Source organism: uncultured Marivirga sp. (assembly GCF_963974845.1).
Taxonomy (GTDB): Bacteria; Bacteroidota; Bacteroidia; order Cytophagales; family Cyclobacteriaceae; genus Marivirga; species Marivirga harenae.
Genome location: NZ_CAXBEQ010000005.1, coordinates 52,626 through 67,543 on the forward strand (window position 1 = coordinate 52,626; position 14,918 = coordinate 67,543).

The window sequence follows — 14,918 nt, forward strand, 5'->3', positions numbered from 1 at the left end:
TTCTATTCAAATTTACTTCATGACAATCTTCTTATTGATACTATTTCTATCATTTGAGACACGTAGCATATATACACCAGACAAATCTTCATTTGATGTTTCAGATACCTTCCATTGAAGCATGTTATGCCCCACATTAGTTGGTTTCAATTGATACTTATTCACTAAAGCTCCTTTCAAATTAAATAATTCAAAAATCAGTTCTTTATTTACCTCATTTTCAGGTACATAAAACTGTATATTTAATGCGCCTGAAGATGGATTTGGAAATGGATCTGATATTTGCAAACTATTTACCTCGATTAAACTATTAACATAATCTGGTGATCCATATATAATTCTTAAGTTACGACCATCACTATTTCTTAACTGGTATTGAGACGTTCTTTTCATATCAATTAGATTCGCGGAGGAAGGGTCCCATAGCACTAAACTATTCTGTTGATCGTAATTACTATTGTTTGGTATCTCCCACGTGATAGTCATTCCATCTAAACTTAAATTTGATTCTATGTCAAATTCCCAATTGTATTGAGATTGCATTTTAACTATATCTTTAGAAACGAAGTACCCATTTGCACTTAGATCATGATTTAAATCAATGAAATTCAGAAACCTTGGTAGATTAAACTGATCTTTACTATCCAAATCATTTTTAGCATTAGCATGCATTCCTAGACCAGTTAATTGGTTTACAATTCCATCTTTTTCAAGCGTTAAATTCAATTCCCATCCCTCTTGATCCTTCTTGCTAGGAGCGCTTCTGTTTTGACCAGTCGCAGCAGGAGAGCTAGGTACTCTCATGGTGAAAGTGCTTGAGTTTGGCCAATTTACAAATCCCCCTGAAAATGCTTGGAGACTATTCCCATTAGAGAATGACCCGTTAAATACCCTTAACTCAAATTCCTGTTCATTTAAATCCTGTACATCGCTCCAATTGATATCATGAGCGAATGGGTTACCGATTTGATTCCACCCAGGGTTCAATACAATTTCATAAGGTTGTTCAACATTGGCATTTACGCTCTGTCCCGAACCCGTAAAGAATGAAACTTCATTATCATTGACTATAAGCCAATATCCCCTGCCTGGAATTAAAGGAGTAGAGCCTGAGAGCTCCTCTGTTTGTTCCCCAGAATACCTGAACATCCTCCATTTAGACTTATCCCCATAATTTCCCAATTCACTTCCAAACACATCATTAACTCTATTATTGTTAAGGGTCATTGGAACGGATACAATTCGGTAATTTGATTGCGCAGAACCAAAAGAATTGAACGGGATTTGCAAACCATCACCAGTGAAAAGGACAGTTACGGATTGTATATCTGTTTCTGAAACTAGATCTACTCCATTTTCCGCAACGACTTTAAATTCCAGTCCAGATGCTGTTAAATTAGATATTTGATAGGTATAGTCATTTCCTGATGCTGTCATTGCATCTATAGTTGGATTATTGATACTGTTTGTACCGGGAATTATATATTGTATTTCAACTGATCCTACCTCAGACTCTTCATCAAGGATTTCAACTGAAATATTAACGGTACCTCCAAGGTTTACTTCGGTATCATAAGCTATATTTTGAATCATAGGGGCAGTATTATCGACAAGCACACTTGCACTTCCTGTCAATGGATTAATCGTGTTATAATTAATAAAATCACTTTCACCATTGTATGAATAGATGGCATATGAGTAGGTCTCAGCCGTCAAGTCAGTTTCATCAATTTGATTAATTGCACCAACAGCAATTACTTCCTCGCCCTCAATTAGTTCATCACCGACTGCATAAATAGTCCCTCCTGCTGGTGCAGTAATAGGAGGCGTTCCTCCTTCTTTCTTGATTGCAATATATCCATCTGCATTATCAAAATTCGGACTAAATGAAATGGTGTAAGAGGTAAAAGTCTGATTGCTAACCGTGAAATCAGCAGCCTGAGTATTGGGCGGATTAGTTAAAGATACTAAGTTTCCAAACAGTGGACTACTCTGCAAATAATTGATTTCATTTCCTGTGCCATTGTACCCGTAAATTTTGAAATTGTAATTGGTTTCGGGCATTAAACCAGATTCATTCCAAACATTTCCCTCGCCTACATAAGTGATTGTAGAATTACCGAATTGATCACCAGAATTATATATAATACCATCGGCTGGATTGAAAAATGAATTACTGGCTGTAAATTTAACTACCAAATAGCCAGAAGCATCACTCTCAGTAAAAGTCAGTTCTGCAGCATTTTCAGTTTTCGAAGTCACAACAAAATCCGTGGGTTGAGCCTGCGGTTGACTAGCCAGATTTGGTAAGTCCGTTGTGGTTAAGCTACCTGTTAAGGGACTACTGGTTAAATAGTTTATTAAATCACCTGAACCATTGTACGCAAAAATGGCATAAAAATATTCTGTCTGTGGGTTTAAGTTGTTATCAATAATAGAATTTGATGATCCTGAATAAATTACAACATCCTCATTAATTTGATCTGCATATTGATAAGTTGTAAAATCCTCTGGTATATTGGCTGGCGACTGCGCTTCATTTCTTAATACTACGAATCCCGATACATTCTCTGTGGAAGTAAAGCTAAAATTAACAGAATTAGGACCAACACTATTTACTGTAAAGCTTGTTGGTTGAACGGAGGGTTGAGCCGCAGGTATATTGAAACTTCCGCTCAGCGGATTGTTTTGTAGATAGTTTATTGCTCCCTCACTCCCATTAAAACTAAAAATCAAATATTGATATCTGTTATCTGCGATAAAATTTTGTTCTAAAAATTGAGTGTTAGCCCCTACATATACTACAGAATCTGTACTATTTACCTGCCCTATTGAATAGCTTTGACCATCAGCAGGTATAAAAATTGGCGTATTGTTTAGTCTTCGCACCACTAGGTAACCGTCAACTGTTGCAGAAGGTGCAACATAATTTACCTGGAATGACCCATTAGCTTCATCAAAGTTAGAAACCTCAAAACTACCCGGCTGTTCAGTAGGCTCAGCTGCCAGTCCATCTAAAGGCAATGTCGTCTCATCACCTATTAAAGGATTTTGAGCTAGATATTTTGCAATGTTTCCTGATCCATTAAATGTAAAAATACTATAGAAATACCTAGTGTTTTGATTCAATAAGGAATCCACAAAACTAGTTTCGGTTCCGATATAGATTACTCTGTCACTCCCAAAAATATCATTAATTTTATAACTAAAACCATTCTCAGGAATAAATGAAGGAGTATTTTGACTATTTCTCAAAACCAGATATTTGCCACTATGACCAGTTGCGGCACTAAAGTTTACGGTAAATCTATCGGAAGCAATATTAGAAAAACTTAGGTTTGTGGCCTGATTTTGCGGTGGTGTAATTTCATCAGCACTTTGCAGATTGTTTCTATAAACTGTCAAAACACTATTAATAATATCAACTTTCCCATCATTGTTAAAATCACCTACTGCCATATCAAAGCCGCCACCACTGACATAATCTACTCTATTCTGAAAACTTATGTCTCCAATTTGACTAGTGTTATTTTTAAAAATAGATAGACCCTCCGCTTCTAAGGTGACAGACGCTATGTCTAACAAACCATCGCCATCAAAATCTCCGCTTCCTATTCCTGGTGGAATAAGTAAAGTCTCAAATGTTTTAGGTTCCAAAAAACTGACCTCACCAGACAATGGATTAGTAGTTGAATTGGCATAAACTCCAAAATAACCACCCCCATTATCTTCTGTCAATGCAAAATCAGTTTTTCCGTCATTATCAAAATCTCCAGTTGTGATGTCTACGGTGGTGCCCACTGGCGTCAATGGGAAGGGAGAAGAAAAACCAAAAGAATTAGTTTGGAAATTTGATGTGTTTAGGAGAACATCCGGATTGCTAGAGAGGAAATCAATCTTTTTATCGCCATTCAAATCCCTTAGCTTGAAACCAAAATTCCCATCAATATCAGTCCTATCAGCAACAGAAAATGTTACAATGCCTGCTTCAGTTATATTTTCTAAAGTTGTTACCGTAAATGAATTGAAAGACGAGAATTCTTCAATAATTACAAAATTCTCCTTTATCAGAATATCTTGCTTGCCATCACCATTCATATCAGCTACTTCCATATCACGGATTAAGTCGGAATCAAGAGTTAATTCAAACACGTTTTGAAAGCTAATGTTGCCCGCACCTGTACTATTATTGATGAATACAGAAACTATTTGACCTTGGGCAATTGCAATATCCCACTTACCATCACCATTAAAATCACCTTTGGAGATAAATTCAATTCCAGAGCTGACGTTAAAAACTGACGGTAGATCGAAAAGTATTTCGCCATCATTTTGACTAACATTTCTAAATACTGCAAATTGAGTACCCGTTTCAATTACAGCAATGTCTAGAACCCCATCTTGATCAAAATCAGCGGAGATAATTGAACCTTGGAAAAGGCCATAATTGCCCTGAACTGGATTACTGACATCGAAAGAATTATTGTCAAAGCCCAATCCATTTCCCTCAAAAATCACATTAAAATCTCTGCTGGATTGAGCAACCGAATTATTGGTGGTCAGATAAATCGGACCATAGGAGGCACCAAGTGGTACTTCTACTTTCAGTTCAGTGCTCAAAGAAGAAATAACATTAGCCCTTATCCCATTAAATGAAACAATATTTTCGGCATTACTCGAAGAAAAATTAACACCGGAAATGGTTACTTCAGATCCTATTTTGCCAGATCGGGGATTGATGTTGGCAATTCGTGGGATCCCTGTAATAGGCCATCCACCCTCTGAATACAAGGCTTGAATTTCTTCTAAAGTAAGGGTTTCATTATAAATGTGAATATCATCTTGGGCGCCTTGAAAAAAGCTATTTAGTCCGGCATTTTCTACACCACCTGCCACACCAATCAAGAAATCCTCTACCATATCAGGATTAATTCCATCTGTAAGAACTTCGTTAATATTTTCAAGCTCTCCATCTATGAATATTTCCATCCCAGCATCTCTATCGATTTGAATGACGTAATGGTGCCAGTTCCCATCATTAAAGATTCCATTAGTTGTTAATTCTGCAGAACTACCCCCCTCCTGAACCATAAAAAATTGCAAATTACCCTCATTGAGGATTTGTGAAAAGTATCCAGATAAAAAATTAGATTTATCAAAAAGTACACCAGATGTTGTCGTTCGAAACCATCCTGAGATAACGATATCTTCGGAGTTACCAAAGTTAAAAGCAGCATTGTTCGGAATACTAATATAAGCATCAGAACCATTGAAAGTAGCAGCTTGATTGGCTGTACCGAATCTGTCATTACCAAAGCTTGCATTTACTCCTGTTCCATTATTAGTATTCCCGGAATCATCATCAAAATTATTATTGAAGAAATAAGAGGCCAGCAAGCTACTTGCAGGCTCTGCTTCCGTAATGCTATAGGTATTATTAATTACATCTACTGCTATGTCATAGGTTCCTGCAGCGATCGGTATATTTTCTGCAAATAGAAATAATTCCCCAGGATTTTCATTAAAAGATCCCCAGTTGGCAAAATTCCAATCGTCATTCGCTCGTATTTTCCATTCTCCATCAAATAATTCGATACCTAATAATTCAAATACTCCATTACCCACGTAGGTCATATCAGTATCATCTCCCTGCCATCCCGTTTCATCTCCTGTTCTGGCGCTGCCCAGAAAACCTATTGAAGTAATCAAATCTGATCTATAAGCTCTAGTAGCATCAGTCAATCTTACAAAATTCAATCCATTGGGCGGAATTATTGGAGTTCCTAGTAAATCGATAAAGCCATTACCCTCGAAATCACCATAAGGTTTACCATTATCTCCATTTAATATAAATTCAAATTCATCATCCGTGAAATCAAATGCTTTTCCCCATGACAATGTGTTACCTGGAGGATAGGGGTCTAAACCTTCATCACTACTTGATTGATTAATCTTGATTTGTACTTGCCCCACATTTGGCCAAGCATTCTTATTGTATAAATTACCAATTTCAGCGTCCGTTAAAAGTGAGTTAAAGACTTTAAAATCGTCCAATTCACCATTAAAAAAGCCATTTAATCCTGCATTATTTATGCCGCCAGCAACCCCTATAAGAAAGTCCTCAAAATTGTCAGGATTAAAACCATCTGATAATGCAGAGGTATTTTCAGCATCCAAAACCCCATCTATATGAATTGACATCCCACCATCTCGATCTAATTGCATGACGAAATGATGCCATTGTCCATCGTTGTAGCCGGGATTACTTACTATAGAACTGCTACCTACCCCAGCCTCTGTAGCGAAAAATTGGATCCTATTGGAACCGTCAGAAGGAAACCATGCAAAATAGCCCTTTTCACCGTCAGATTTATCAAATAAAACCCCCGTGGCCGCAAAAGTATTAAACCAGCCTGAAACTGCTACATCATTACTTAGTCCTAAATCGAAAAGTGGATCATCAGCAATTGCTATGTAAGAGCTACTTCCGTTAAAATTATAAGCCCTATTCGCATCAATAAATCTATCTTCGGTGAGGTTGGCTCCATTAACTGAACCATCAAGATAATTTCCGCTTTCGTCATTGGCATTTCCGTTGAAGGGATATGAAGCTATAGGAGCAGTATTTGGCCAATTATTATCTGAATACAATGAAATGACCTCAGCTTGAGATATTCCGTAATTGTAATAGTTAACATCATCCACTAATCCATTAAAATAGCGAATATTTCCAGGTTCAAAAATAAAACCAATGTTTAAAAAGGTTGAAACTGAAGTTTGAAATAGCGGCTCGTTATACTCTGTACTCACATCTACTACTTCATTGTCTAAATAAAGCATAGCAGTAAATCCATCATAAGTAATCACTGCATGATGCCAAAGACCATCGTTTACAGGGACATCACTACTCAGCACCAGAAAATCTTGATCGCCCGTACGTAAGGTCCCTTCTAATAAATTAGTAGGACCTACTGAGAGTGCTCCTAAACCAAATAAATCAGCAAAACTTCTATATCCTCCTGAAAAATCGGCAGCAGTGTTGAACCAGACAGAAAGTGAAATATTATCATAAATCGGAACTCCAGATGTCTCAGAAAATTGATCAACCCCATCCAAGCCTAAGGCATTGGAAGCGGTATTAAATCTGTCGGGGACCGAAGTAGCGGATACATTTAATAGATCAAAGCCAAATCCACTTAAATCTTCTACAATGGCATCGTTAAAATCATAATTTAAGACCAGCGTATTATCTGGAACTTCCCATCCACTAGCATGATAAATCGTATTAATTTCTGAGGAAAAAATGTTACCTAGATATAAGAATACATCGTCAATTCTACCATTAAATGATGGTCCAATTTCCAATCCGACACTGTTTATTCCAGCCCATAGGATACCATTTACGTCTATTACTTCTGTGCCAACGACTTCATTATCTACATAAAAAGTAAAAAGCTCCTCTATTTCATCTACGCCAATAACCAAATGATGCCAATTACCATCATTTAGCCCGGATCTAGAAATAAAGACAAAGGTACTTCCGTCTGTGACGCCATCACCTGAATTATAAACGAATTCTATACCTGTAGATAGCACATTTACTGTATAGCCAAGTACGCCTTCGGTACCTGATCCCCACGACAAAAGGGTGCCTGATTCTGCTGTAGTTTGAAACCAAACTGACAAGGCATCTGGTTGTTCAACCAAAGGAGTTTGGATCCCGCCATTGGCTGGTAGGAACTGAAAAGCTTGATCAGGACGTCCAAATCTATCGTCCGTTAAAACCTGCCCATCTACAATTCCATTGCTTCCATTTCCAGACAAATCATCGGCATTGCCACTGAAACGGTAACTTGCTAAAACACTCTCGATCTGGTTGTTGGTCGATTTATTGTCAGCAGGCTTGATGGCGGTACCTTGACCCAATAAAATATTGATTGATACTCCAAGAAGGCAAAAACTTAAAAAAAAGATGTTGTAGATTATTCTCATAATATTATAAACTAATTGGGATCTGGAGCAATTGGTAAATCATTTCCATCAGTATCACCACCAAAAGGATCAAGGATAATAATAGCCGCGGTAATTCCACCAACTAATAATGCCCCACCTCCTACTAATAATACAGGAAAGCCTTTCTTAATTTGAAAACTATTACTAGCCACAATTCCAGTTTCACCTTTTAATTGAATCTGGTAGGTGGCGGATTTTTCTCCTTTAGGTATTTTCCAAATAAATCTACCATCATTGTTAACCGTAGAAATTTTATATTTTTCGTTGCCATCTTCGAATAGCAATAGATCAATCTTTTCATTCTCTTTTCCGCCCTTCCACTGTAGGCGATAGCTTTTGCCACTTTTAATCTCTTTTAAATCAAAATTTACGAACTCCAGAGGATCGAAGGCAGGTTCTGGTAAAAATGCTCTTACTTCAAAAATTAGGTTTCCTTTATAATCAAGCAGTTCATTTTTAGCCAACCACTCAATCCTTTTACCTTTTCCTGCTTCAATATTAATTCCCACATCACCTGTGACTAAAGTCAGAGGTTGCTCGAAATTATCTTTTGAGGAATACAAATTTACATTGAAGAATTCATCCGTATCAGCTATTAAATCATAAGATACAATAATAAGATCTCCACTGATGGAAGCCTTTACATTATCTACTCTTTGAGCTTTTGCATGATAGCTGAATAGTACAAGAGATAAGATGAGAATTCTTAGTGGCAAGCAAGAATAATTACTTTTTGATGGGACTTTTAAATTCATCAATCTAGACTTTTAAAGTATGTATTATTTAAGAGAAAATTTCTCACTTCAATATACTAAATATCATAATAATTAAATTATTTCTATATAACACAATAAATATAATTATTATAATTTAATTAATGAAATATAGATACTCTAATTCTAATTATTCGATAAAATAGAGAAAATGTAAGATTAAATAGTTTTATCAACTACCTTGTTAATTTGTAGATATGTTATGCTAATTCTAGTGGCAATCTTGATTACTTATACTAAACTAGCTGAACAGCATATACATTTAAGAGTAGATTAGGAAAAAGTATTTGTTGAATATAGTAAGATGGATTTTCAAAATACTTACTAGGATGAGCTAAAGGGAATTTAGTGGTTGCGATTTCATTCTGCAAATGGAATATCTGGTTACCTCCTTTTATGTTCAGTTCAACTGGTCGTGAAGATTAGCTAAAAAAGCAAAATAAAAACATGCAAGAATTGACAAATTAGACCTCCTTTTGCACTTAAAGAATAAATGCATGATTTAAAATCGGACTGAATTTACTTAGAGTCCTCTGCCTCATTTGATAATGTAAAAAAGGATTTATCTATTTCAATTTGTCAGCAAATAATCTTTTGAGTTTATCAACCTTCGGTTTAATAACAAAAGAACAATATGGCATTGCTTCATTTCTAGTGTAGAAATCTTGATGTACTTCCTCTGCAGGATAAAAAGCTTCAAAGGTCTTAATTTCAGTTACTATAGGGTCGTCAAAAATACCCGAAGCATCTAATTGCTGTTTCATTTCCTCAGCTATTTTTTCTTGTTCAGAATTATGAGTAAGAATTATTGATCGGTAATGCTCCCCTACATCTGCGCCTTGTCTATTTAAAGTCGTTGGGTCATGTACTTGCCAAAAAACCTCCAAAATTTCTTTGTAGGAAATAACGTGCGGGTCAAAAGATATTTGCGCTACTTCTGCGTGTCCGGTTCTTCCCTGCACGACTTCTCTGTAGGCAGGATTTTTGATTTGTCCTCCGGAGAAACCTGATTCAACCTGCTGTACTCCTTTTAATTTTCTTAAAACGGCATCTATGCACCAAAAGCAACCAGCTCCAAAGGTTGCCATTTCTATATTAACTTTATCTATCATAAATTACTAAGACTTGAATTAAAAGAACATAAAAAAAGGCTATCTGTTCAGATAACCTTTTACAATATGATTTATAAATATATTATTGATCACCCGTTTTAGCTTTTCCACCAGCATTTAGCTCGTCTGCTTTCTTCATCATTTCTTCAGCTTTCTTGTTTTCTCCCAACTGAGCATAAACAGTTTGCAAGGTTTCAATAACTGCTAACTCTTTCGGTGAAATCTCTAAAGCTTTTTCAAAATAAGGCTTAGACTTTTCTAAATATCCTAAGGCTTCCTTCTCTACCTTTTTACCTTCTTTTTTGTAAGTCTGCAAATCCATATCTCGAGCTTTAGCTAACAAATCGGCTGCTTTATTATAATAATAAACAGCATAATTAAAGTTTGCATCTAAATAGTCTGGATCTAACTCTATAGCTTTTAGGTATGCTTCTTCTGCTTTTGTTGGTTCCTCAAGCTGCTCATAAAGGTAGCCTAAATTGAAATATAGGTTCGCATTATCCGGCTCCTTCGCAATTGCATCATTGATTCGGTCCTTAGCCACATCTACTTGTTTTGTTTCAATCAACAAATTAATTTCTGATTTCTGGAAAGTATCAGAATCAGGAAATTTCTCCTTAGCCATTCTTGTGATTTCAAGTGCCTTTTCCAGATCTTTATTAGCATATCGCTCAATGGAAATAATACTACCATAGATATCTTCAGAGTGATAATCTAGGTCTAATAATCTGTAGTAGTATTTTAAAGCATCTTCATTATTTTGCATTTGCTGTGACGCCACACCAGCATATAAATTAGCAGTTGTATCGTCAGGCAATACTAATAAAGCCTTTTCAAATGCAGTTACTGCCTCTTCATAGTTCTGATCTGAATAAGCAGTTGAACCTTCATTGATAAAACCACCCCAAAGTTCTTGTATCTTCAAATCAGTGAGGGTGAAATATTTATCCCCTTCATCAACCATTTCAAAAACTTTGTCATAGCTTTCTGACGCTTTCTTTACTAGTTCATCAGAATATCCTTCATTATTTAAAATGGCCTGATAAATGGTTCCTCTTGTGTACCAAGTTTTTGGGTCATTCATTGTTTTTTCGTGCTCAACAGCTTCATTAATCAGCGTTTTTGCTTCTTGCAAATCGCCACTTTCCAAAGCTCTGTCTGCCTTACGAACATTTGAATTCTGCGCAAACACCTGCCCTATTGCTAAAAAAAAGGCGAAAACTAATGCGATTCTTTTCATTTCTATCTTATTTTGTTTAAACAATTATTCTATTATACTTAATTTATTTAATTATGATTCACTATTGTTGTCTTCTTTAGCATCCGACTCCTGTTCTTCAGTTGCTCCTTCTTCATCCAAATCATCAATTTTCTCCACTTTTTCAACTGATGAAATGCTATCATTCTCACTCACTTTGATCAATCGAACGCCTTGCGTTGCACGCCCCATAACTCTTAAGCTTTCCACTGCCATTCGAATAGTGATACCTGATTTATTAATAATCATTAAGTCATCAGAATCAATAACTTCTTTTATTGCAACCAACTCTCCTGTCTTTTCGGTCACGTTTAAGGTTTTAACACCTTTACCACCCCTCTTGGTAATACGGTAGTCTTCAATATCGGAACGCTTCCCATATCCTTTTTCAGAAACAACCAAAAGATTTGCGTTTTCTCTAGTAATGGCTACCATTTCAACTACAATATCCTTTTCATCTTTCAAGCTGATACCTCTGACTCCAGCTGCAGTTCTCCCCATAGGACGAACATTGCTTTCATGGAATCGAATTGCCCTACCTGAACGAGCAGCAATAATAATATTATTATCACCATTGGTTAATTTCACATTCAATAATCTATCTCCCTCATTGATTGAAATAGCATTAATTCCGTTTGCTCTTGGTCTGGAATATGCCTCTAAGGTAGTTTTCTTGATAGTACCTTTTTGAGTGCACATCACTAGGAAGTTATTGTTGATGTAATCTGCATCGTCAAGATTTTCAACATTTATTACCGCTCGCACTGAATCTTCAGACTCAATGTTTATCAAGTTTTGAATAGCTCTACCTTTAGAAGTTTTCGATCCTTCCGGAAGTCGGTATACCTTAATCCAATACACTTTACCCAATTCCGTAAATATCAACAAGTAATTATGGGTTTTAGCCACAAATAGCAATTCTGTAAAGTCATCATCTTTACTTCCTGCCCCTCTTGAGCCTACTCCACCTCGTCCCTGGGTCTTGTATTCGTTTAATAAGGTTCGCTTGATATATCCCTGATGTGAAAGCGTGATCACTACATCTTCATTAGGAATCATGTCCTCATCTGTAAATTCTTCGGCACTATGGATGATTTCAGTACGTCTTTCATCACCATATCTATCCTGCATTTCTTGCATTTCGTCTTTGATGATTTTCATCCTAAGCTCTTCATCCGCAAGAATAGATTCCAGATATTCAATTAGCTTTTTAATCTCCTCGTACTCCTGTATGATTTTCTCTCTTTCAAGACCCGTTAATCTTTGGAGTCTCATGTCCAAAATGGCTTTAGCCTGAATTTCAGATAATTCAAACTTCTCCATTAGGCCGTTTCTAGCTATTTCAGGATCTCTGGATTCACGAATTAATTTAATTACTTCATCAAGATTATCTAATGCAATCAAATAACCTTCCAATATGTGTGCTCGCTTCTGCGCTTCTTCAAGCTCATATTTAGTCCTTCTAACGATTACATCATGCCTATGATCCACATAATGTTTAATCATGTCCTTCAGGTTCAGTGTTTCAGGTCGGCCTTTTACCAAAGCAACATTATTGACACTAAAAGAAGTTTGAAGCTGAGTGTATTTATAAAGATTATTTAAGACAACATTAGGAATAGCATCTTTACGGATTTCGTAAACTATTCTTAATCCATTTCTATCAGATTCGTCTCTAATATCTGAAATGCCTTCAATTTTCTTTTCATTTACTAAGCCAGCAGTTTTTTCAATCATATTGGCTTTATTCACCATGTATGGAATTTCAGTCACAATGATTCGTTCCCTACCTGATTTTAACACCTCAATTTCTGCCTTTGCTCGCATTACGATTCTGCCACGACCCGTTTCAAAGGCCGCTTTAACTCCCTGATAACCGTAAATTGCGGCTCCAGTTGGGAAATCAGGTGCCGTGATATGTTCCATCAGTTCAGCAACTGTAATATCGTTATTGTCGATATAAGCAATTATTCCATTGACTACCTCGGTTAAATTATGAGGGGCCATATTGGTAGCCATACCTACTGCAATACCAGAAGCACCATTTAATAGTAAATTTGGAACTTTTGCAGGTAATACTGTTGGCTCCTTTAAGGAGTCATCAAAGTTAAATTGAAAGTCAACCGTATTCTTATTAATATCAGTCAACATTTCTTCCGCTATTCTCTTTAATCTAGCCTCGGTATAACGCATCGCGGCAGGCGAATCTCCATCTATGGATCCGAAGTTTCCTTGGCCATCCACCATTTGGTAACGTAAAGACCAAGGCTGTGCCATACGCACCATGGTATCGTAAACAGCTGAGTCGCCATGTGGGTGATACTTACCTAAAACCTCACCCACAATTCTGGCTGATTTTTTATAAGGTCTGTTATGGGCTAAGCCCAATTCTTGCATTCCAAAAAGTATTCGTCTGTGTACGGGTTTTAAGCCATCCCTAACATCCGGCAAAGCCCTTGAAACTATAACCGACATTGAATAATCAATGTAGGCGCCTCTCATTTCATCCTCTATATTAATTGGGATGATTTTTTCATTTTCTCCTTCAGCCATAGATTTGTTTACTATCTAAAAATAAATAAAGTGCAATTTAAAGAATTTTATTAAGCGGTGACAAAAATAATCATTTCATTTGCGTTTTAAAAACGGAAATGCCTCTCTTTTTTCATTAAGATTATAAGGATCATTTTCACCTACCTTTGGGTTCTGCCATTTGTATATCGGCTGGCCCCTATACTTTTTATCAATATGATGATGCTCTTTTTGTGCTTCGCAATTACTAATCGGACATTTTTTGAAAAGTGGGAAACTTACTCTAACCCCCACTTGAAATTGCAAATTCCACATATTGGTTTTAATTGATTGACCTGTAGGCAAGAAAGTATTAATCGATTTTAAATCTACCGAGGGCCTCATCACCAATCTAAAATATTCAGAAAAATTCTTTTCGATAGGAAAGCTGATATTCCAATAATTGTTAGTACTCACATTGCCTCCAGGGAATGCGCTTTCAGACAATCTGAAGTTACCATACTCAATATCAGCGAAATAAGAAAAATCCCAAAAATCAAAATAATGAACTCCAGCTGTTAAATAATACTTTCTTGTATAGAATCTAGAAAAATCTGATTCATACTCTGCTATGTAATTTGGAAAACCTTTTAGTCTCAGGTTTGCCTTAGAATTGATTTCAAATGTTGCTCCCGCCCCGATTCTCAACCGCCAATAATTGAAATGTATTTTTAAATGGACTGGTATAGCATTACCTCCTCCTACCAAACGTTTTTCAAGACTATCAATCACGTAATTACCATTTTGCTCCGATTCATTAAAATTAGATTGATATAGAATTGCGGAGCTGGTATTTATCGTATCAGTTGTGAAGGGTCTATTTAACCAATTACTTATTCCCACAGGTCCTCCTAGGGAATCTTGTCCCAACAAATACAAATCGTTGCTGTTACTGTAAATTTGAAATTCATCTAGATTTTGTCTATAACGGGTGGAGCCATAACCCACTGCTACTTCTGCAGAAAAATAATTAGCTATTTTACGAAATAAACTTGCGTTAATATCTTTATCATTTGGCGGAGGTCCCCAAGGATTGAATACCTGTCCTATTAAAGGCCTAGAAGCAAATACGCCTACAATTAAAATAGTAAAGGTGAAAAGTTTTATTTTAAATCGGTTTCTCCCCAAAGAATGATAGTTTTATAAAGCGCCTTTAAGGCAATTATACGATACAATTTTCCTCGAATACTA

At 36.2% G+C, this 14,918-nt stretch carries 6 protein-coding genes; all 6 read right to left on the minus strand.

Annotated features, from left to right (window positions below):
* Window positions 1-12 precede the first annotated feature (12 nt).
* The 6 genes from AAC601_RS12150 to AAC601_RS12175 all read right to left on the minus strand — a co-directional run bounded on the left by AAC601_RS12150 (window position 13) and on the right by AAC601_RS12175 (window position 14,855).
* Window positions 13-7,992, minus strand: coding sequence for a LamG-like jellyroll fold domain-containing protein (locus AAC601_RS12150; protein WP_340153415.1), 7,980 nt, complete (start codon window positions 7,990-7,992; stop codon window positions 13-15).
* 11 nt (window positions 7,993-8,003) lie between these two features.
* The gene (locus tag AAC601_RS12155) at window positions 8,004-8,768 is read right to left on the minus strand and encodes a hypothetical protein (protein WP_303269230.1); all 765 of its coding nucleotides are present in this window, start codon (window positions 8,766-8,768) and stop codon (window positions 8,004-8,006) included.
* A 584-nt stretch (window positions 8,769-9,352) separates the two neighbouring features.
* The gene (gene msrA / locus AAC601_RS12160) at window positions 9,353-9,898 is read right to left on the minus strand and encodes a peptide-methionine (S)-S-oxide reductase MsrA (RefSeq protein WP_303269231.1); all 546 of its coding nucleotides are present in this window, start codon (window positions 9,896-9,898) and stop codon (window positions 9,353-9,355) included.
* Between the two features lie 82 nt (window positions 9,899-9,980).
* Window positions 9,981-11,138, minus strand: a complete 1,158-nt coding sequence (locus AAC601_RS12165) for a tetratricopeptide repeat protein (protein ID WP_340153416.1) — start codon at window positions 11,136-11,138, stop codon at window positions 9,981-9,983.
* Between the two features lie 51 nt (window positions 11,139-11,189).
* Window positions 11,190-13,709, minus strand: coding sequence for a DNA gyrase subunit A (gene gyrA, locus AAC601_RS12170; protein WP_340153417.1), 2,520 nt, complete (start codon window positions 13,707-13,709; stop codon window positions 11,190-11,192).
* A 75-nt stretch (window positions 13,710-13,784) separates the two neighbouring features.
* Complete coding sequence (locus tag AAC601_RS12175; RefSeq protein ID WP_340153418.1) at window positions 13,785-14,855, minus strand: hypothetical protein; 1,071 nt, start codon at window positions 14,853-14,855, stop codon at window positions 13,785-13,787.
* Between the last annotated feature and the right edge of the window lie 63 nt (window positions 14,856-14,918).